Raw genomic sequence first — 20,408 nt, forward strand, 5'->3', positions numbered from 1 at the left:
AGTAATATGAGTTGAAGCTTAAGGGAGCGAGAATAAGATGCCATCAATCATAAGGGAAATCACACAGCTGCTGCATATGGCTATTTCCTCCAAAGCCTCTGATTTGCATATTTCTGTCGGTTCCCCGCCAGTTATGCGTATAGATGGCAGTCTTCACAAGCTGGAAGGTGGCCCTGTCACCCCGGAAGAGGCCGGACTAATGGCTTCTGCCCTCATGGGGAGTGAACGTAGTACAGCTTTTGAGGGTCAGGGAGAGATAGACTTCTCTTATCCGTTAGATAACGGTGTGCGTTTTCGGGTAAATGTCTACCGGCAGCGGGGTGGAATAAGTATTGCAGCCCGAGCTATTCCGGCAGAGATTCCAAGTATGGAGCAACTGTCATTACCACCGATTTTATCAGTCTTGTCGAAGAAACCGCAGGGTTTGATTCTAGTCACTGGACCGACAGGCAGCGGTAAATCCTCAACACTGGCGGCTATGATTCAGTATATAAACCAAACGGAGAGCAAGCATATAATTACGCTTGAGGATCCAATTGAATTTCTGCATAGTCATGGTACTTGTCTGGTAGATCAGAGAGAAGTAGGAAGTGATACGGCCAGCTTCGCAAATGGATTAAGAGCAGCATTGCGACAGGACCCCGATGTCATTCTTGTCGGTGAAATGCGTGATTTAGAAACGATATCGGCGGCAGTAACGGCTGCCGAGACCGGACATTTGGTTATGGCTACGCTACATACTTCAGATGCTCCACAGACTATTGATCGGATTGTGGATACTTTCCCAGGGCATCAGCAAGGACAGATTCGCTCTCAGCTGGCTTCCGTGCTGCTGGCAGTGGTAAGTCAGAGGTTGTTCCCTAGAGCGGGTGGACGAGGGCGTTTATGTGCGACAGAAATTTTGGTGAATACACCAGCTGTCGCCAATCTAATTCGAACGGACAAAACACATCAGATCAAGAATGTAATGCAGACCAGCCGTTCACTTGGCATGCATACGTTGGAAATGAGCATCCGGGAATCTTTATCCCACGGACTCATCCAACCGGAAGCAGCTAAGGCTTATATGACGGAGGTGACCCCATAATGCCTCTTTTTGAATATCAGGTCAAAACGTCTGCAGGCAAATCGATCAAAGGTACGTTGACTGCGACCAATAAGCCTACGGCTATGGAGGAACTGCGCAAGCGGGGACTCACGGTGTTCTCATTAGTGGAACGGAAGACAACCTTTCTTTCTATGGAGATATATATTGGAAAGCCGGTCAAGACGATTCACTTCATCATTTATTGCCGGCAGTTTGCTACATTAATGCGTGCCGGTGTTTCCATCGTTGACGCCACACGCATTCTGGCGGAGCAGACGGAGAGCAAACCACTGCGAAAAGCGCTTCAGGATGTCAATTCCAATCTTATACGAGGAATCTCATTCTCACAGGCTGTTCAGGATCACAAGAAGATATTTCCGCAATTATTTGTCAGCATGATCCGTGCCGGTGAAGAATCGGGGGATATGGTAGGGACGCTTGACCGACTCGCCGTATTCTTTGAGAAGCAGCATACCACGACGGAGAAAATAAAGTCCGCACTCACCTACCCTATAACAGTAGGAATTATGGCTATTGGAGCAGTAATCTACCTGTTATGGGCGATTGTGCCCCAGTTCGTAACTATGTTTGAATCTATGAATGCAGAACTTCCGATGATCACAAAAATGGTGCTGGCGCTCAGTAAAAGCATCCAGGGACAATGGTATATCTGGATCCTGGCCGTTCTGCTGGTTGTAGTTGCTTACCAGATCGTCAAACGAACGGAAAAGGGTGCTTATGCCCTGGATTATGCCAAGCTAAAGGTTCCTGTATTCGGTAAACTGAACCAAAAAGGCTCCATTGCTCAATTTACACGTACTTTTTCCTCTCTTTACGCCAGTTCAGTTCCTATTCTGCAGTCCTTGGCGATCGTCGAGGAGGTAGCTGGAAATAAAGTTATAGGTGGATTCATCCGCAGTGCCGGAGACTCTCTCCGTCAGGGTAATCCGCTCTCCGAACCGCTCAAGAAGGCGTGGGTATTTCCTCCGCTGGTCACACAGATGATTGCGATTGGTGAAGAGACTGGAGCGCTCGATACCATGCTCTCCAAAGTGGCTGATTTCTATGAAATGGACGTAGAGAATACAGTTGACCGTCTGAAGTCACTGCTTGAGCCGTTGCTCATCGCCTTTCTAGCAGGTGTTGTAGGTTTAATTGTGGCGGCAATCATGCTGCCGATGTTTAGTCTCTATGGAAATATGGGTTGATTTTTATCCTTGAACCTATTGAGAGGGGTTGACGCCGGGAAGGCGCCGCGGAAGTAGATCAGGTCTTTCGCAAGGGCTGGACGATGGAACGAGCTATTTCTATATCAGGTAAGACATCAGGAGAGGCGTAAATGTAGGATATGACTTCTATCGAAACAGAATCTAATACTAATTTTAGGGGGAAATTGAAATGTTAGCACAAGCCATTAAGAGAAGATTGGGCAAGGAAGAGAATCAGAAAGGTTTTACACTGATAGAGTTACTGGCCGTTATCGTTATATTGGGGATTATTGCTGTAATTGCGGTTCCGATGATTAGCGGTATTATCAATAATTCAAAAAAAGATGCAGACTTAGCAACTGCACGCCAAGTATATGAAGCTGCGAGATTATATGTGATCGCTGAAAAAGAGAGTACTTTCGCCGTTACGGGAGGTTTTAATGTGACAGTAGCGGATTTGAAAACTAAAGGTTATTTGGAGGATGGGATTGTTCTTCCAAGTAAAAAAGCGGCACTCACTGGTGGTGCAGTGTACTTCGCTGCAGATGGTACTTTAGTCAATGATATAGCAGTAACTCTCAAGACTACAGATGCTACTGTAACAGCAAATGACAAGAGTTTCACTGAAGTTGAGATTAATACAACTAAAAGAAACTAAAATATTCAATCTCTTTAGCAAAAAAAGGAATCGGAATTCCCGATTCCTTTTTTAAAATTCCAGAAAGCGAACCCAACCTACCATGACGATATTTATCGCAATATACATCACTTTGCTAGGCATTATACTAGGCTCCTTTTATAATGTGGTAGCATTGCGAGTGCCGGTGCAGGAGTCCTTGATTCACCCTCCATCGCATTGCCCCGGCTGTAATACCCGATTGAAGAGACGTGACTTGATCCCGGTGTTTAGCTATCTCATCTCCGGAGGCAAGTGCCGGTATTGCGGAAGTAAGGTGTCGCCTTTGTATCCGCTTGGAGAAACGGTGACAGGTCTTTTATTCCTGTGGGTGTATTTGGAATTTGGCCTTACCGGACAAGGGCTGCTTGGTTTTCTACTGGTTAGTCTGAGTATTATTATTACGGTTGCCGATCTGAAGTATATGCTGATTCCGAATAAAGTGCTTCTGTTTTTTCTGCCGATCTTTTTGATAGTTGTGCCTTTTATGGGAGAGTTTTCTCTATGGCAGCACTTACTTGGAGCAGTAGTCGGCGGTGGCGTTACTTTATTACTTGCCCTATTTGGTGGAATGGGACTTGGGGATGTTAAGCTATTCGCATTGCTGGGTTGGGTCATCGGGTTCCCAAATGTGATTTTGGCGTTTATGCTGGCCTGTCTGCTTGGAACGGTAGTAGGTGGATTATTAATAGTATTTAGAATTGTACACAAAAAACAGCCCTTTCCATTTGGACCCTCTCTGGCAGCGGGTGCACTTATCACCTATGGTTACGGTTCAGCATTGATCAGCACGTATTTCTCGCTCATCGGTTAGGAGGATCACAATAACATGCTTGGATTAGGACAGAAGGCGGATGGTCTTTCTATTGAAGAATCCGGAATCCGCTACATCAGCTTGAAAAAAAGTAAGGCATGGGAAGTCCGTAAAAAGCGGTTTCTTCCTCTGCAGCCAGGCATGATCATTGAAAATGAGGTTGCGGATAGCGAAGCGTTGCTGGAGGTAGTCAAGGCCTGGGTTAAAAAAGAGGGGCTGCGCAACACAAAGGTCTCATTAACTATCCCTCCCTCACAAATCATAATCCGCAAGATGACGATTCCGACCACTAATGATAAACAGTTGGAGCAGTTGGTGAAGCTTGAGGTGGAGACGGGGCTTCATTTACCCTTCGATAACCCTATCTATGATTATGTGATTACCGGAACGGACGAGGAACAGAGTCATTTACTTGTATTCGCAGCACCCCGTAAGCCGATTCAGGATTACATTGATATTATGGAAAAAGCGGGAATCCATATAAGTAGTGTAGAGACATCTGCAACTGCACTTGCCCGAAGCATATCGCTAGGACTGAACAAGAGTTTTGAAGAAACCATGCTTATTCATTTGGAACATTCCGTGATGGATATCTATATGCTGCGCAGCGGCAATCCCGTATTTATTCGCACACTGAGCTTATATGATCTGCATCAGGAAAAGCTGGTTCTAAGCATGCTTCCTAGTGATGCTGAATATGTGGCAGAAGCAGCGGCTTCAGCTGTAGTAGAAGAGGAGTCGCTATCTCCAGAACAAATCGTGGAGATCACGGCAGAGATTTCGCGGATGCTGAATTTCTATCAATACAGTCTGCACGATGGAACTACGAGAATTAGAGAAGTGTTAATTACCGGTTCTCCGTCGCTTCGGAGACAGCTTGAACAGGTGCTAAGGCAATCGCTTTCCGAAATTGAGATTACTCCGATCAGCTTGGACCAGCTTGGAGAGGGAGCAGTCCACGACCCGGAGCTGAACAGCTACCGAATTGCAGCTGGTGCAGCACTTGGAAGTCAAGAAAGTCATATCGACTTGTTGCCCCGTGAAGATCGTGAAGCTATAATATTCCCCTACATTGCCATAGCCCTTGTCGGGATCTGGTTATTGGGAGTTATCGGTACGGGGATCTACTTTGCTGTGAATAAAGGAACGATATCCGATCAGGAGCAGCAACTTCAGGGTCTGCAGGACCGAAGGGGCGCGATACAGTTGGAACTCGGTAAGTTGACTAACAGCGGAGCTGGACAGCTTGACCGAAAAGCAGCAATTGATGAGATATTGAAATACAAGCTGAGCGCTGTGGCTGTCTTGAGTGAACTGGTTAAAGGGCTTCCTCCAGGTAGTAAGCTGCGAGATATTGTATATACGTATCGTACTTCAATTGATTTAACTACAAGTATGCCAAACATGGAGGCAGCTTCAATCTATCTTGGTCAACTACGCGCTATGTCCTTTACAACGGATGTTACGATTCAGAAGTTGTCTGAAGGAGGGGGCGACTCCGGTTCGGGGATTGTTGCCGGCAACTCTTCTGCAGGATCTTACACAGTGGTATACAAAGTGAATATGTCGGCAGTGAACCAGCAGGCTAACGCAACCGAAGCCATACAGGAGGGGGTGGACAGCGATGGAACAAATCAATAAATACCGTTCTCCTATCGTGCTTGGGGTGCTGATATTGTTCCTGCTGTTGTTTGCTTTTTACATGCTGGGAATACAGCCTGACAATAAGAAGATAGCTGCCACAAAGTCTGAGATCTCTCAGCTGAGCTTAGAGAACGGAATGCTTCAGACCAAAATCGATAAGTTGAAAACCAGTGAGGTCAAGGATGCAACGCAGGAAGCAGTGATGATCGCATTACCCCGTGGGGATGGAAGCGAGCAATTGATCCTTGATTTGCGAAATATTGAAGCCAAAAGCTATGCGAGAATAAAGGATATTACCTTCAATGTAGATGATGTCAATCCTATTCAGGAAATGACAGGGTCAGCGGATGTTATGTTTCCAACTGTGAAGCAGATTAAGATGACGGCTGTTATCGAAGGGGGTTATACGGAGATTTACAATTGGATTACGAGGCTCCAACTTCTTCCCCGGATTGTTAATGTGGATTCCTTCAGCTTTCAGCAGCCAGAGAATCAGCAGGTACAGAGTTCAGGCGGCATTTTGACAGCGAATATATCCTTTACTGCCTATTATGAAGAAATCCCTACAGAGCAAAAGTAAAATACAAAGTACAATCTAATGCACAACCTGAACAAATAAACTCCGGTTCCTTTCTATAGGAAGAATCGGAGTTTTTGTGCTTTCTGATGTAACAGTGGATGTAATCTAATTCAACGAAGTAGATCTGACACATACAACACACCAACAAACTTTCCACTTCGACTCACCACAACACAATCATTCCTATACATTTCAAGGCGGTTCATAGCATCATTTCGGAGGGATTCTAGGGGGGTTGAGATATCGGCGATTAACGGCAATCGGTTCATGTAATTTACCACCGTCTCTCGGTAAAAAAGGCCTATCCCGAGACGTCCGGTAGCGATTAAAAAGAAACGTTCGCTCATTAGAAGCCCAAGCGGCTCGTTCTCTGGATTACAGACGACGATGCATTTCGATTCTGGATGCTGGAACATGACCCACAGAGCTTCGCGGCAGGTGCCGGAGGCGGCGATAACCGGGGCGCTGCGGACCCTGCTAATCAGTTCTTTTTCAAGGGCTGTTGTCATTAAGCGGTCATCCTTTCTAAGAGGTCTAGTTTCTACTTTACCCTTCAATCGTTAACTTTATTAGGATGTAGAGTCAATCGCAGGTAAAATAGACCTTTTCCTTAAAAACAGCCTATTCACTGCTTACCCCATCCTCTAGAAGCGGTCTTTGCGTAACTTCTGGTGAGACGGAATTGCTGGCTCCTGCTTTATTCACAACTATAATTCGTTTCTGAGCCCGGTAGACATCACGCGATAGTTTCTTCTTCTCTACCGGCTGTCCATCCATCAATCGGGTAATATAGGTCTCTACAACATACCCGGCTTTGCCGCTCTCTAGAACCCGTGACGTGCCGGGGGGCAAGGAGAGATCATTTACGATGCTATCGGCAGGAGTTAAAATATCGATAATTTTCGATTCTACTTTGTAGCTGACATTCTTAGGGAAGGTTCCGAACAGCTTCACGGTTAGTCGGCGGTTTTCTACAGTGGATTTTATAATCAGGTATTTGCCGGTGTTATTCCGGAACCGAAAGTTAATATACCCTTCTGCGAACGTTGCATCCTGACCTTTAGGCAAATAGCTGACCGGAAGGGAATGATTGTGCCGCTCCACAATTTCAAGTCCTGAACGAAGGGCCGCATTGTATAAGGTACTTGATACTTGGCAGATCCCTCCGCCAGTCCCTGGCTGAAGCTTACCGTTCACGATGACGGGGGCTTCTCTGAAGCCGTATTCTTTCTTGGCCTTTTGAATGGCTTTGCCATAATCGAAGATGCCTCCAGGCGGCAATAGGGTATCGTTCACAGACTTGGCAGCAGCCTCCACGTTATAACTGCGTCCCGGACCACTGGCGCCTAGGGAGGTGCTGAATTCCGTGATTTTACGCTCAATGCCTTCTTTCTCTAAGGACTTTAAGGTCACAGGCGGCTGCAAAATAACTAAAGGTACTTTGATTGTGATTACCTTGCTTCCCAGTTGCTCCAGTTGACTTAAGTCCTTAGGTATCGCCGCAAGAAGAGATTGTTCCATAACCGTCCAGTCCACCTGACGGGATGATACTTCGGGTGTATATACTATGCGGTCATTCGCTGTAATTCGACGGGTAGCATTGATAGGTGCGCCGAAAGTTTTCTTTTCCCAATCCGGATTTAAAAGATTCTGCAGTTTATGGATATCCAGATGTGCATTAAGATCCCAGCTAGGGGAGAAATCTCTGCGTGCTTTAACACGTTCTATCAGTGATCCTTGATCCAGGCTTTGTAATCCTTGCAGGAAGGGTTCCGCTTCATAAGTGATTCCGGCGTCCTTCATCTTAAGCTTAAGCTCCACATTGTTCTCTGCCATCAGTACGAGGGTAATAGAATGTAGGGTTGCAAGATATTTGTCCAGTTGTGAACGAACTTCATTCCGGTCCAATCCGCCAACTTCCCAGCTGGCCAGTTGTGTTCCTTTGGGCAGAGTAGATTGTCCGCTATATAAATTAAGGGCTCCGAATACGAGTGAGAGAATCAGGAGCAGGGCGGCGGCAGCTATAAGGACAGCGTGTATTTTTTTCAAAAAAAGTCACCTCCGGGGTTCTGAATTCTGGATTGATTCCGATAAATAGGTATAGGCATAATTGAAGGGAAGTTGTCTTTCTTATGTATATGTCAGATCTAGGCAAAACTTTCGGGTACTCAATCAGTTACAGATTTGTTACAATAGATACGTTGCGATAATATTGCAGTTTATGGAAGCTTGCGCTAGACGCTGTCGAATGCCAAGTGGATTATGTCATAACTTAGGAAGCGATAAAATGATAGAAATGCAGGATGTGTGGAAGACCTATCCTAACGGAACTCATGCCTTGCAAGGCGTCTCGGTAAAAATCGACCGAAATGAATTTGTGTATATCGTGGGCCCGTCCGGTGCAGGTAAATCAACATTTATGAAATTGATCTATAGAGAAGAAGTGCCGACCAAGGGGCAAATTTCTGTGGGTGGCTTTAATATAGGGAAGCTGAAGCCGCGTAAAATCCCTTACGTCCGCCGCAATATTGGGGTCGTATTTCAGGATTTTCGTCTATTGCCGAGAATGACAGCCTTCGAGAACGTCGCTTTTGCGATGGAGGTTATTGAAGCACCCAAGAAAGTAATCAAGAAACGGGTGAACGAGGTTCTCGATCTCGTAGGACTTCGGAACAAAGCCAACCGTGAGCCCTCACAGCTCTCCGGCGGTGAACAGCAGCGGATTGCGATTGCCCGTGCCATTGTCAACAGCCCTTCTGTTATTATTGCGGATGAGCCTACAGGTAATTTAGACCCGGAGACCTCATGGGGAATTATGCAGCTGCTGGATGAGATTAATTTTCGCGGAACAACGATCGTCATGGCGACACATAACAGAGATATTGTGAACAAAATGCGTAAGCGTGTACTTGCTATTGAGAACGGGAACATCGTAAGAGACCAGGCGAGAGGGGAATACGGGTATGAATTTTAAAACCTTCTTGCGGCATGTGCGGGAAGGCTTCAGAAATGTATTCCGCAACGGCTGGATGTCGGTGGCTTCCATCACGTCCATTGTCGTCTCTCTATTCGTGCTAGGTGTATTTATTTTGCTTGTTCTGAATGTGAATGCTATAGCCGATAAAGCGGACAGTCAGGTACAGATTAATGTGCATCTGACCCTTAATACGGAACAGAAGCTGCGTGAAGCACTGCAGAATGAAATCGGCAGTATGCTGGAGGTCAGCAAGATTGAATTTATCTCTAAGGACCAAGGTCTTCAGGAATTCCGGGACAGCTTGGGCGAAGAAGCCGCAGATCTATTAGATGGATTCGATAAAGACAACAATCCTCTACCGGATACCTTAAGGGTGGAAGTCGTTCAGCCTACTACCGTTCCGTTTGTCGCCGAGAAAATTCTAGCGCTCAACGAGACGCATGCTGAGAAACCCATCTATAAAGTGAAATACGGTAAGGGTTCGATAGAGACCTTGTTCAAAATCACCAAAGCAGTCCGCAACATCGGTTTTATTTTTGTAGCAGGACTTGGACTGATGTCGATGTTCCTCATCTCTAATACGATCCGGGTAACCATTCTTGCAAGGCGTAAGGAGATCGGTATTATGAAGCTGGTGGGAGCGACTAATTATTTTATTCGCTGGCCCTTCTTTATAGAAGGGGCACTTATCGGTTTTATCGGTTCCATGGTCACTGTGATTGCATTGTATATCGGCTACAGCAGTTTGGTAGCTTCGGTCCAAGGTGATCCTATGCTGGGGATTCAACTGATCGCTTTTGAAGATATTTGGCTTCAAATATGCGGGTTACTGGTTGGCCTTGGGGTAACGATCGGCGTATGGGGAAGTACCGTTTCTATTCGCAAGTTCTTGAAAGTATAACGAATCAATTGGATTTATTAGAAATCATTCATTTATTAGGATAAAGGACGGGGAGTGCGAGTTGAAAAAAATTGCTGCCGGTTTAGCTGTAATGTTGCTGGCTGTCACCATATACCAGCCCTCTGACGGATATGCCAAGAAGACTAGTGTGGCTCAAATCGACAAGCAGTTGAAACAGCTGCAAAAGGAAGTACAAGAAGCCAAGGCGCAGCAGGAAAAGGCGGATTCCCGCAACCAGGAAGCCAAACACTATAAGAATAAAACCACTCTTAATCTGCAATACGTGCTGGATCAAATTAACTCTGTTAAAGGGGATATGACGGAAACTTCGAACAAGCTTGCCGCAACAGAGGACTCACTGAAGGCAACCACACTTGAGCTTGAGGCTGCGGAGGAGCGTGTAGCTTCCCGCGAGAAGCTGCTTGAATCCCGTGTTCGGTTGATGTATATCGATGGAGGAGTATCTTACCTTGACGTACTGATGGCTTCTACGAGCTTCACTGACTTTCTGGATCGGGCCGATTCGCTGAAAAGCATTGTGGACCAGGATCAGGATTTGCTGGTTCAGCATAAGACGGACAAGCTTACGGTCATTGGCAAAAAGCAGGAACTTGAAGGCCAATATGCTCAGGCTAAACAGCTATATACAGATTTGGAGTCACAGCGGAGCTTGCTGAAAGAGAAGGAAGATGAGAAACAGGAACTTATCGCTTTTTACGATGAGGAAATCCATCAAACCGATGATATCAGCGAAGAGCAAAATGCGAAGCTTGTAGAGTTGGCTAGTGTTCGTTCTACGCTGGAACAGAAGAAGGACAAGCTGAAGGCTGAAGAAGCAGCGCGTAGAGCGGCTGCGGCAAAAGCAAAAGCTGCCCGCAAAGCAGCTGCAAGGAAGGCGGCATCGGCATCATCATCCTCTTCAAAGACTGCTGCCGCGTATTCCGGGGGGGATGGGCCGCTGTTGCTGCCAGTAGGGTCAGCCAGAATATCTTCTCCTTTTGGGCCTCGAACGCATCCGGTTACGGGTGAGGTAGGCAAGGTACACACTGGTGTTGACTTTGCAGTCGGACAAGGGACTGACATTCATGCGGCTGATTCCGGTACCGTTCTAGTCGCCGAATGGTGGAGCGGGTATGGTTACTGTGTCATTATCGATCACGGCGGCGGCATGTGGACGTTGTATGGGCATATTCGTGAGGGCGGTCTTAAAGTTAAGGCTGGAGACAGCGTAGCCCGCGGTGAAGTCATCGCCGAGTCGGGATCTACAGGCCGTTCGACAGGGCCTCACCTTCATTTTGAAGTACGTATTGATGGTAAAGCAGTAGACCCAATGCCTTATCTGTAATTTAAGGACTCATAAATATTAATTAAGCGTACGGCATATACTGGAAGAGATACCGTTCCTGACTGGACGGACTTAGATGAATTTACTAGATGGACAAGAAGGGACGGTGGGGATCTCATGTTAAAAAAAAGCACAGCGGCGTTTATGGTTATCGCCGCCCTGCTATGCGGAAGCTTGCTGACGCTGGGAGTAACCAATGGTTACAGCCTTTTTTCCGGACAGGCAGCAGGAGAAGGCCTGATATCGTCCGTTAAGAGCAATGGTCTTCAGCAGAAAGAATCCCAGAAGTTAGGAACCGCCCTGAGTTTGATTGAGGGTAATTACTATGAGACCGTAGACCGGGACAAGCTGATCGACGGTGCTGTCAACGGTATGATGGAGGCACTGGGTGATCCTTATTCCAACTATATGGGTAAGGAGACCGCGAAACAGTTCGAAGAAAGCATTGAAGGCTCTTTCTCGGGCATTGGAGCAGAAGTTTCCTCTGATAACGGTAAGGTAGTGGTTGTATCGCCCATTAAAGGCTCGCCGGCAGAAAAGGCTGGAGTACAACCGAAGGATATTATTATATCCGTAAATGGTGAATCACTGGATGGTTTAGAGCTGAATGCGGCTGTAGCCAAAATTCGGGGACCCAAGGGCAGCAAGGCAACACTGAAAATTGTGCGTTCCGGCTCGGCAGAACCGCTTGAGCTAATCATCACCCGTGATGATGTGAAGCTAGAGACCGTCTATGCCAAGATGGAGAAGGACGGGGTCGGCGTTATCGAAGTGACCCAGTTCTCACTGAATACGGGAGACCGCTTCAAGGAAGAACTTAGCAAGCTGGAGAAGCAGGGCCTCAAGGGACTTGTCATTGACGTTCGTAACGATCCAGGCGGCGTATTGCCGATTGTAATCGAGATGGCTGAACAATTTGTACCTTCCGGCAAAGCTATTGTTATGGTTGAAGATAAAGATAAACAACGTGAAGTCAGTACCTCCAAGGGATCTGGAAAAGCCTATCCTGTGGTAGTGCTTATGAATAAAGGCAGTGCGAGCGCTTCGGAAATTCTGGCGGGTGCGTTACAGCAATCGGCAGGAGCTAAGCTCATCGGCGATAATTCCTTTGGTAAGGGAACGGTACAGACCAGCTTCGACAAGCAGTTAGGTGATGGAAGCTTATTGAAGATTACCATAGCGAAATGGTTAACACCGAATGGAACATGGATTCACGGTAAAGGGATTAAGCCGGATATCGCCGTAGCTCAGCCGGAGTATTTCTCGGTGGCGCCTATTAACAAGAGCGCGACGCTGCAATATAACATGAACAGCGCGGATGTGAAGAGTGCTCAGGTGATGCTGGACGGATTAGGTTATAAACCTGGCCGTAAAGATGGGTATTTTGATACCGGCACGAAAAATGCGGTGAAGAAATTCCAAGCCGCAGCCAAGCTGGATTCTACAGGTATTATTAACGCCAAGACCGCAGAGGCACTGGAGCTGGCGTTGATCAAAATCATTCAAGACCCAGTTAATGACAATCAACGGAACAAGGGAATTGAAGAGATTCGGAAGGAAATTAAGGCCGCAACGTCGAAAAAATAAGATAGCTTAAAAGAAGGCTGAAGTCAGCCTTCTTTTTTTCTAGTAAGATAACTGCAAACGTCTACTTAACAAATGTCATCAGAGGACATTGATTATACTAGGAAATCTGCGGGTTCACGCGATGGTAGGGAGTCGGGGTAAAAGGAGAAGGGAGCTGCTATCTCAGCTTCAATTTAGAGCTCATCCTAGAGCATAGCTAAGAGCACAAGTTAGAGCACAGCCTAGAACGCAACCTCAATTCTAGCCTCAACCGTAGCCGCAGCCTTAATTTAATTGCACTTTATACACTTATTTGGCTCGAAAATGGCCGGAATGAAGCTTTAGTTGCACTTTATACACTTAAATAACCACCGAATAGGGTTTTCGGCCCTATTTGGGAGAAATAGCTGCACAGAGTACAATTAGACTACCGTGTGCGTTAGAATGGCTGCTTTTAGTTGTATGAAGTGCAATTAAATCAATATAAATATGTGTTAAGACCGCGGTTTAGTGATTAGCGAGAGGTTTGATTAGCTACTGAAAAATTGTGGTGTTACTTAGGATTAAAGTTTAAGCCTAATTAATCAACAGGAGCGAGCACTTAATATAAGGAGCGTGACGAAAGTTTTGAATGTGAATGTTATTCCAGAACTGCTCGGAAGCTTGGGCAATGCCGTCTTACAACTGCTTACACAGCCTTATTATTATATTGCGCTTATATTTATTGCCCTTTATTATCGCAGACAGGTAGTACTTGAACGTAAGCTGGTGCATGTTAAGCTGCACAGTTGGGGGAAAGAAACGTGGCGTACGGTATGGACGGGTCTTGTTATGGGACTTGTGGTATCCGTTGCTGCGGTGCTGCTGGGAGTATCTCTGTCGAGTACGGCCGTAGTAATTATTTGGGTAGTGACGCTCTTATTGCTGCTAGTGCGAGTCCGCTATTTATGCTTTGCCTACTCTATCGGTCTGATAGGCATTATTCAATTTATAGTCTCATTTGTTCCAAAAGGTCAATCCAGTGGATGGCTGGGCGGTTTGGTGAATGCTGTTAGGGAGATCGATGTGCCGGCTCTGCTGGTGCTGACTGCTCTGCTTCACCTTGCGGAGGCGCTTCTGGTGCGGAGGCAGGGGGCCAAGCTGGCATCGCCGCTCTTCCTGGAAGGGAAGCGCGGGAAGGTTGTCGGCGGCTACCAGCTGCAGGCATTCTGGCCGCTGCCGCTGTTCCTGCTGATTCCCGCCGGAGCGGGAATCGGAGAGCTGCCATGGCACCCGCTGCTGGGCGGCGGCCTTGGCCTGGTGTCCTTGCCCGTCATCATCGGCTTCGGCGAGATGACGCAGGGCATGCTCCCGCGGCACAAGGCCGCCCGCACCTCAGGACGATTGCTGCTATACAGCATCGTCCTGCTGGGCTTAAGCCTGCTTGCCGCGTGGTGGAGCCCGCTGACGCTGCTCGCAGCGCTTGCAGCGGTAACCCTGCACGAAGGGCTGATCTGGTGGAGCGCTCTGGAGGAGCGCACCACCAGCCCCATCTTCGTGCATCCACAGCACGGCCTCAAGATCTTGGCCGTGCTGCCTGAGAGTCCGGCGCAGGAGCTTGGCATCCTGCCCGGCGAGGTCCTGCTTAAGGTCAACGGGACCCTGTTGACCCGCAAAGCGCAGCTGCATGAGGCGCTGCGCATGAACCCGGCATTTTGCAAGCTTGAGGTGCAAAATGCCGAGGGGGAAAGCAAGTATATGCAACGGCCCATCTACGATGGTGATCACCATCAGCTTGGAATCATACTGGCGCCAGAGACGGATGAAGATATAACCATACACGCCTACCCTTCAAGTATATATGGGATAGTAGGCATGAATACGGGTGCAACAAGCAAGCGTGAACAATCATTGGCTGCTTCATCATCATCAGTACCCTTACGCAATAAGGATACTGAATCGGCGAAAGGGTAACCTATATTTGGCCTATTTCAGGGAAGAAAGAGCAGCTTAACTATTCCAAAGTGAACGAACCCACAAGTTTCTGCTCTTCAAGAGGCCCATGCTACATATAGCATGGGCCTCTTTTTCATTAACTAACACTGCGGCATAAGTGTTAATTCTGCTCCACAGCTACCCATCAACGTTGATTCTTCAGGTAGAATATCGCAATTTGTGTACGATCACGCAGGCCGAGTTTGCTTAATATATCGGTGATATAGTTTTTGATGGTCCCCTCACTTAGAAAAAGCTTACCGGCAATTTCCTTATTGGAATGTCCATCGGCGATGGAAGCGACCACCGCTTGCTCGGCTTTGGTTAATCCGTAGGAATCCAGCGATGAAGGTTTTACAGCTTCGATGGATGGAGCAAGTTGCAGGAATGTGGCCAACTTACGTGCGATATCCGGGTGAATGAGCATATTGCCCTCATGTACGGTTTTGATACCTTGAATGATGCGGTCTGGCGGTATATTCTTGAGCAGGTATCCGCTGGCTCCGTTCCGGAGGGCCTCAATAATATATTCGTCATCATCAAAGGTTGTCAGCATAAGCACCGATATCTGTGGAAAAGCCTCCTTAATCATTCGGGTTCCTTCGACTCCGCCGCATACGGGCATCCTGATATCCATGAGGACAACATCGGCTTCAATACCGCTCTTCAGCAGTTCTAAAGCTTCGCTCCCATTGCATGCAGCCCCCGTAACTTCAATGTTTGGATCTAGTCCGATCAACACCCTCAAGCTTTCCCGAATAAAAGAATCGTCATCTGCAATCAATACCTGAATCATATTAAGCTAGTCACCTCTACCATCTCATCTATTCTCTAATCTCATGTCCTTATCTAATCTCACTTTGCTTAACCACAGGAAGTCTTGTTATTACTGTAAAATAGGGTTCCAACCGCAGATCTAGAACCCCGTTAATAAGCCGGGTTCTTTCGGTCATCCCCTTTAGCCCCATGCCGCCGGAGCGTTGGAGCTTGCTTAGTTCTTCACCATGGGGCAGGACACCGTTGTTGCTGACCTCCATCGTAATTTCCAACTCGCTATAGCGTACCTTTATTCGAATTTCTGTTGCTCCTCCATGCCGCAGACCGTTCGTGATGGCTTCCCGTGCATTTTTGTACAAGACCACCTGAATGCTTGGGTAGAGCTGGAAAGGTACCCCCTCCGCAGTGTAGGAAGTGACTATACCGGTATCCCGTCCTGTTTCCTCCAGCAGCCGATCTAAAGCGTAGGCGCCCTCCAGTTGAGGGGCGTAATTAATACGCTTAACTGCTGAACGCATGTCATCCATGCTGGCAGACACCTGATCGCGGATCTGACCCATCAGGGCCATGCCTGTGTCGGGTGAGCTGGGAAGGGTATGTATCGCTGCCTCCATCATCATCTTTACACGGATCAGCCGATGCCCGATATCATCGTGCAGCTGGCGAGATATGCGTACTCTTTCCTCGGATTGAGCGGCGTTCTCCACCTGAGCAGCATATTGCAGCAGTCTATTGCGGGTCTCATCCAGTTCGAAATGTCGTTTGCGGAGCTCATCATACAGGAGCAGTGTTTCTTCACGACCGCGCGCCGCCCGGTTAAGTTGGGCCGTAAGAATAGCTGCGAGAAGAAAGGTGATGTTGATGTAAGCTAGCAAGAGCGGGGTAGCGCCCATAAATGCAACATTTATTAAGATCAAATGAATACTGGTCAGCAAATTAGGTATGTACCGAGGCCCCAGCTGTGAATAAAAAAGCAGTGCAGAAACCGCCGGGAAGAGCATTAAGCTGCCGTATTCATGGCATAGCCAAGCTGTAAATAACAACTCCATAGAGCCAGTAAGCGCTGAGTATATCCCGGGAAGCTTAAGTCCCAGCGACACTAACAGCAACAGGAGCAAAAAGTGCAGCGTAAACATTCCATCATCCACGTATTCAAGGACGTAAGAAGTAATAAATGAAGGTACAATAATAAGTCCGTATCGCAAAATACTCAGCTCTCGGGTCACACCGCGTCATCCTTTTTTATTTATTTAAAACGGTTTTCATTTCCATCTTAGCATATTTCCGCTTGGCAGCAGGAGATGACTTTTGTCACCCGCAGAAGATGACCTTATGTACCTACATTTGCAGAGAAGAGGCGTTACAATGAGTGTATAGAAGTTCAAGAGAGACAGGAGAGATGGGCAATGGCACTTGTAGTCGTGAATGATGCAGTGAAACGGTATGACGGTAAATTAACGGTGGATCATGTCAATCTCAGCATTCAGCAAGGTGAGATTTTTGGATTACTCGGCCCGAATGGCGCGGGGAAAAGTACTACGATCAGCATGATTTGTGGACTGCTCAAAATCGACGGCGGTGATATTCTCATCGATGGGGTTTCCGTTATTACCCATCCCTTAGAGGTTAAGAGAAGAATTGGGTTGGTTCCTCAGGAGCTGGCGCTTTATGATACGCTGACTGCCACTGAGAACGTTACCTTTTTCGGGAAATTATACGGTTTACGCGGAAAGTTATTGAAGGAGAGGGTAGCGGAAGCCTTGGAGTTTACGGGCCTCAGTGACCGGGCCAAGGAGAAACCTTCTACCTTCTCAGGTGGGATGAAAAGAAGACTCAATATCGCGTGTGCCATTATGCACCGGCCGAAGCTGATTATTATGGATGAACCCACCGTCGGTATTGATCCCCAATCGCGGAATCATATCCTTGAATCGGTCAAGGCACTTAATAAAATGGGTTCTACTGTGATCTACACCAGTCACTATATGGAAGAGGTTGCCGCAATTTGTGACCGTGTAGCCATTATGGATAAAGGACATATTATCGCCTGCGGAACGGAAAAAGAGCTCCGCGAAAGGGTTGCCCAGGAGGAAAAAATCGTTATTAAAGCAACGAATATCAGTTCGGCATTGAAGGATGAATTAAGGCTCCATCCACGAATCAGTCGTGTTGAGGTGAACGGTGACTTGGTCGAGCTCTATTTACCCTCTTCCCAATCCGAACTTCAGGATATTTTATTTATTTTTGCCAAACATGAAGGGGTTATTGGTTCTTTGCACATTGAGGAGCCTGATCTGGAGACCCTTTTTCTAAGCTTGACCGGACGGACATTGCGGGACTAAAGGAGGAAGATGAATAGATATGAACATATGGACGATTATGATTTATGAGCTGCGGCGATTGTTTCGTTCCCGCTCTATGCTGCTGAACCAGTTTTTACTGCCCTTAGTCTTAATCTTTCTCCTTGGTTCTGCACTTTCCGGGGTAGTTGGGATCGAAGAGACCCAGAAGATTGAACCCGTAAGGGTTGGAGTAGTGAATCTCTCTGAAGGAGATGCAGAATCTTCGAATATGATTAAAAGCTTCCTCAGCACACCGGAGATAAAAGAAATCATTATCCCTTTTGAGGTAGACGGACGAGAAAACGTTGAAAGCGGCCTGCGCTCCGGTAAGTATGGATATGCAGTAGTCGTTCCGCCTGACTTTGATACAAATGTGCTAAGTGGAAAAACAGCTGGGCTCGAATTTATTTTGGGCAAGGAGAGTTCAGAGAATGTGATTGCGGGTACGGTTTTTGATAATTTTTTGAACAGGATTAACTATAATCAAGCTGCAGCGGTTACCCTTGGACCTGACGTGTTGTTAGCCACCGCTCCTTCCGCAGACTCGAAGCCTTCCGTAAGGTTAGGGAAGTTGAGTGAGGAAGGGAGTACCTATACAGCTTCTCAATTTTACGCAGCCTCCATGCTCCTCATGTTTCTGCTGTATTCAGGAATGACGGTATGCACTTCACTTTTTAATGAAAGAGAAAGCCGTACTTTGTTCCGCATCAACTCCATGCCAGTCAAAGGGTCACAGCTATTCATAGGTAAGATCCTGGGAATCGGGTTAGTGACCATTCTTCAAGGTGCTGTAATCATTCTTATCACTCATTGGTTGTTTGGGGTAGACTGGGGGAACCGTCCGGGGCTGTTGGCACTTACCTGTATCCTGATGATTATTGCAGCAATGACATTATCTATTATAGTAGCTATGTTTCTCAAAACAGCAGCAAGCGCAAGAAGCCTGATTGCTACGTTGACGGTGATAATGACCTTTAGTAGTGGGGGGATGTTCCCATTGCCGGATTCATGGGTGAATTCTGTCGGTGCCTTTACGATTAATCACTGGGGATTGCAAGCTATTCTGAGGATGATCCTGCATTCCGAGCTGTCGCAAATTATCCCTAAGTTGCTAATGCTGGCTCTGATCAGTTTTGTGTTGTTCCTTGCTGCGTTTATTTCGTACCGGAAGGTGGGTTACCATGAATAATATCTTTACGATTACCTGGAATATGGTGAAGAGGACCATAGGCTCACGCAAAGGTTTCATTAGTTATATTATACTCCCGGGCCTTGTACTTGCGGGGCTCATATCCTTAACCGGCGGTTCGAGTGAATACCAGTCTGTAATCATGTATACCAATATAGATCAGGGCAGAGCAGGAGAGCATATTCTCTCGGAGCTTACCCGAATAAGAGAATATAAGTTAGTGGAACAGGCGGATGAAGCTGCGTTAAAAAACGCTGTGATTGAGCAAAAGGGAATATCGGCCCTTTTGATTCCCGCTAATTACAGCGAAGGATTATTGGCTGGAGAGGAACCTCAAATCAGTGTATACGAACTTAAAGCTACAGAGGGAAGTATCTTGTTCAAAATGAAAGTGTCTGAAATTGCTGATCGGCTGGAAGAGACCGCTGCAATGGTGGGATCCTCCAGTGCAATGGCAGGGGAGAAAGAATCACAATTTAGTGCGGTGCTGCAAAAAGTAGAAGAGCACAAGGTAGGGAGCGTAAGGACAGATTATAATCTGTATTCCAAGATGGGACTTACCACTATTACAGGTTTTACACTGATGTTCCTTATGGGGCTTGTAACCACTTCCGTTACTCTGATTATGGATGACCGGAGACAGCGCACCATGCTGCGGATGTTCAGTGCTCCGGTACGTTCTTTTGAGATTGCAATCGGTAACTTTCTGGGCAGCTTTACGGTGGGCACCCTTCAGATCGTTGTGATGCTTATATTTGGTAAATGGATTCTACGCTATGACTATGGGCTGCCGATCTTCACGTATTTCTTGATTCTCTCCGCATTTATGCTGGTTTCCATGGGGATAGCGAGCACAGTAGCAGGGTTGATCCGTAACCCCAATAATGCAGGAATGCTAAATATGCTTATCCTAACCCCGACCTGTATGTTGGGCGGCTGCTTCTGGCCGATATCAATTATGCCGGATTATATGAAGAAGGCCGCTAACTTCGTGCCTCAGAAGTGGGCTATACAAGCCGTCGATATTGCCTCCACTGGAGGAAGTTGGAATGAGCTGTGGCTCCCCTTCGCCATTCTTGGGCTTATGGCTGCGGTTCTTCTTACCATCGGGTCCACGATTCTTCAGCCAGGCGAGGCGGGAGTGAAGGCTTAATCTACGGTGCCGGAATAGATACCTAGGAGTCGCCTCAGTTTTACAATAATTTTAAATATGTGTATAATTAATTAATAACATTTAATTGAATAGTTATTCGTTTTTTGGAGGAGCCTGTCAACAAGGGCTCCTCTTTGTCTTTTTTTTGGTATGGGGAGATTCTTTGTTGATGGAG

General features: G+C 46.9%; 18 protein-coding genes. 14 read left to right on the forward strand and 4 right to left on the reverse strand.

What is annotated here, in order from left to right:
• Positions 1–37 precede the first annotated feature (37 nt).
• The 6 genes from PWYN_RS14140 to PWYN_RS14165 all read left to right on the forward strand — a co-directional run bounded on the left by PWYN_RS14140 (position 38) and on the right by PWYN_RS14165 (position 6,009).
• Positions 38–1,087 carry a type IV pilus twitching motility protein PilT gene (locus tag PWYN_RS14140; protein ID WP_036652659.1) on the forward strand — a complete coding sequence of 350 codons (1,050 nt, stop codon included), beginning with the start codon at positions 38–40 and terminating at the stop codon, positions 1,085–1,087.
• Positions 1,087–2,295: a type II secretion system F family protein gene (locus PWYN_RS14145; protein WP_036652660.1), complete on the forward strand. Its 1,209-nt coding sequence runs from the start codon at positions 1,087–1,089 to the stop codon at positions 2,293–2,295. The genes PWYN_RS14140 and PWYN_RS14145 overlap by 1 nt, the downstream gene beginning before the upstream one ends.
• A gap of 190 nt (positions 2,296–2,485) precedes the next feature.
• Positions 2,486–2,953 (forward strand): type II secretion system protein, encoded by a 468-nt coding sequence (locus tag PWYN_RS14150; protein WP_052087952.1) that lies wholly within the window; start codon positions 2,486–2,488, stop codon positions 2,951–2,953.
• An 82-nt stretch (positions 2,954–3,035) separates the two neighbouring features.
• Positions 3,036–3,785, forward strand: a complete 750-nt coding sequence (locus tag PWYN_RS14155) for a prepilin peptidase (protein ID WP_036652661.1) — start codon at positions 3,036–3,038, stop codon at positions 3,783–3,785.
• Between the two features lie 15 nt (positions 3,786–3,800).
• Entirely contained in the window at positions 3,801–5,426 is a 1,626-nt protein-coding gene (pilM, locus tag PWYN_RS14160) for a pilus assembly protein PilM (protein ID WP_036652662.1), read from the forward strand.
• On the forward strand, positions 5,410–6,009 hold the full coding sequence (locus PWYN_RS14165) for a type 4a pilus biogenesis protein PilO (protein ID WP_036652665.1): 600 nt from the start codon (positions 5,410–5,412) through the stop codon (positions 6,007–6,009). Before pilM ends, PWYN_RS14165 begins: the two co-directional genes overlap by 17 nt.
• A 110-nt stretch (positions 6,010–6,119) precedes the next feature.
• Here the strand turns inward: PWYN_RS14165 and PWYN_RS14170 are convergent, their stop codons facing one another.
• Together PWYN_RS14170 and PWYN_RS14175 are read right to left on the reverse strand one after the other, a co-directional pair.
• Positions 6,120–6,518: a CBS domain-containing protein gene (locus PWYN_RS14170; RefSeq protein WP_036652667.1), complete on the reverse strand. Its 399-nt coding sequence runs from the start codon at positions 6,516–6,518 to the stop codon at positions 6,120–6,122.
• A 112-nt stretch (positions 6,519–6,630) separates the two neighbouring features.
• On the reverse strand, positions 6,631–8,058 hold the full coding sequence (locus PWYN_RS14175) for a VanW family protein (protein ID WP_036652669.1): 1,428 nt from the start codon (positions 8,056–8,058) through the stop codon (positions 6,631–6,633).
• Between the two features lie 238 nt (positions 8,059–8,296).
• On the opposite strand from PWYN_RS14175, the gene ftsE reads away from it, so the two are divergent.
• From ftsE to PWYN_RS14200, 5 genes are all read left to right on the forward strand, one after another.
• Positions 8,297–8,983, forward strand: coding sequence for a cell division ATP-binding protein FtsE (ftsE, locus tag PWYN_RS14180; protein WP_036652671.1), 687 nt, complete (start codon positions 8,297–8,299; stop codon positions 8,981–8,983).
• A complete protein-coding gene (gene ftsX, locus PWYN_RS14185; RefSeq protein ID WP_036652673.1) occupies positions 8,973–9,887 on the forward strand; it encodes a permease-like cell division protein FtsX in 915 nt (304 codons plus the stop codon). The genes ftsE and ftsX overlap by 11 nt, the downstream gene beginning before the upstream one ends.
• 61 nt (positions 9,888–9,948) lie before the next feature.
• Positions 9,949–11,232 (forward strand): murein hydrolase activator EnvC family protein, encoded by a 1,284-nt coding sequence (locus PWYN_RS14190; RefSeq protein WP_036652675.1) that lies wholly within the window; start codon positions 9,949–9,951, stop codon positions 11,230–11,232.
• 117 nt (positions 11,233–11,349) lie between these two features.
• On the forward strand, positions 11,350–12,819 hold the full coding sequence (locus tag PWYN_RS14195; protein ID WP_036652682.1) for a S41 family peptidase: 1,470 nt from the start codon (positions 11,350–11,352) through the stop codon (positions 12,817–12,819).
• Between the two features lie 612 nt (positions 12,820–13,431).
• Positions 13,432–14,751, forward strand: coding sequence for a PDZ domain-containing protein (locus PWYN_RS14200; RefSeq protein ID WP_036653867.1), 1,320 nt, complete (start codon positions 13,432–13,434; stop codon positions 14,749–14,751).
• Positions 14,752–14,917: 166 nt separating this feature from the next.
• On the opposite strand, the gene PWYN_RS14205 is transcribed toward PWYN_RS14200, so the two are convergent.
• Positions 14,918–15,568: a response regulator gene (locus PWYN_RS14205; RefSeq protein WP_036652684.1), complete on the reverse strand. Its 651-nt coding sequence runs from the start codon at positions 15,566–15,568 to the stop codon at positions 14,918–14,920.
• 49 nt (positions 15,569–15,617) lie between these two features.
• Positions 15,618–16,775, reverse strand: a complete 1,158-nt coding sequence (locus PWYN_RS14210) for a sensor histidine kinase (RefSeq protein ID WP_052087953.1) — start codon at positions 16,773–16,775, stop codon at positions 15,618–15,620.
• Between the two features lie 180 nt (positions 16,776–16,955).
• Here PWYN_RS14210 and PWYN_RS14215 point away from each other — a divergent pair, with 180 nt between their 5' ends.
• The 3 genes from PWYN_RS14215 to PWYN_RS14225 are packed head-to-tail and all read left to right on the forward strand — an operon-like array spanning position 16,956 to position 20,233.
• Complete coding sequence (locus tag PWYN_RS14215; RefSeq protein WP_036652685.1) at positions 16,956–17,891, forward strand: ABC transporter ATP-binding protein; 936 nt, start codon at positions 16,956–16,958, stop codon at positions 17,889–17,891.
• Positions 17,892–17,910: 19 nt separating this feature from the next.
• Positions 17,911–19,080: an ABC transporter permease gene (locus PWYN_RS14220; protein WP_036652687.1), complete on the forward strand. Its 1,170-nt coding sequence runs from the start codon at positions 17,911–17,913 to the stop codon at positions 19,078–19,080.
• Complete coding sequence (locus PWYN_RS14225) at positions 19,073–20,233, forward strand: ABC transporter permease (protein ID WP_036652689.1); 1,161 nt, start codon at positions 19,073–19,075, stop codon at positions 20,231–20,233. Before PWYN_RS14220 ends, PWYN_RS14225 begins: the two co-directional genes overlap by 8 nt.
• Positions 20,234–20,408: the final 175 nt, after the last annotated feature.

Source organism: Paenibacillus wynnii, from assembly GCF_000757885.1.
GTDB lineage: Bacteria > Bacillota > Bacilli > Paenibacillales > Paenibacillaceae > Paenibacillus_AQ > Paenibacillus_AQ wynnii.

Excerpts from the sequence above, each read along its gene's own strand:
- PWYN_RS14140 (WP_036652659.1), top strand. The coding sequence starts at position 38 with ATGCCATCAATCATAAGGGAAATCACACAGCTGCTGCATATGGCTATT.
- PWYN_RS14145 (WP_036652660.1), top strand. The coding sequence starts at position 1,087 with ATGCCTCTTTTTGAATATCAGGTCAAAACGTCTGCAGGCAAATCGATC.
- PWYN_RS14150 (WP_052087952.1), top strand. The coding sequence starts at position 2,486 with ATGTTAGCACAAGCCATTAAGAGAAGATTGGGCAAGGAAGAGAATCAG.
- PWYN_RS14155 (WP_036652661.1), top strand. The coding sequence starts at position 3,036 with ATGACGATATTTATCGCAATATACATCACTTTGCTAGGCATTATACTA.
- pilM (WP_036652662.1), top strand. The coding sequence starts at position 3,801 with ATGCTTGGATTAGGACAGAAGGCGGATGGTCTTTCTATTGAAGAATCC.
- PWYN_RS14165 (WP_036652665.1), top strand. The coding sequence starts at position 5,410 with ATGGAACAAATCAATAAATACCGTTCTCCTATCGTGCTTGGGGTGCTG.
- PWYN_RS14170 (WP_036652667.1), bottom strand. The coding sequence starts at position 6,518 with ATGACAACAGCCCTTGAAAAAGAACTGATTAGCAGGGTCCGCAGCGCC.
- ftsE (WP_036652671.1), top strand. The coding sequence starts at position 8,297 with ATGATAGAAATGCAGGATGTGTGGAAGACCTATCCTAACGGAACTCAT.
- ftsX (WP_036652673.1), top strand. The coding sequence starts at position 8,973 with ATGAATTTTAAAACCTTCTTGCGGCATGTGCGGGAAGGCTTCAGAAAT.
- PWYN_RS14195 (WP_036652682.1), top strand. The coding sequence starts at position 11,350 with ATGTTAAAAAAAAGCACAGCGGCGTTTATGGTTATCGCCGCCCTGCTA.
- PWYN_RS14205 (WP_036652684.1), bottom strand. The coding sequence starts at position 15,568 with ATGATTCAGGTATTGATTGCAGATGACGATTCTTTTATTCGGGAAAGC.
- PWYN_RS14215 (WP_036652685.1), top strand. The coding sequence starts at position 16,956 with ATGGCACTTGTAGTCGTGAATGATGCAGTGAAACGGTATGACGGTAAA.
- PWYN_RS14220 (WP_036652687.1), top strand. The coding sequence starts at position 17,911 with ATGAACATATGGACGATTATGATTTATGAGCTGCGGCGATTGTTTCGT.
- PWYN_RS14225 (WP_036652689.1), top strand. The coding sequence starts at position 19,073 with ATGAATAATATCTTTACGATTACCTGGAATATGGTGAAGAGGACCATA.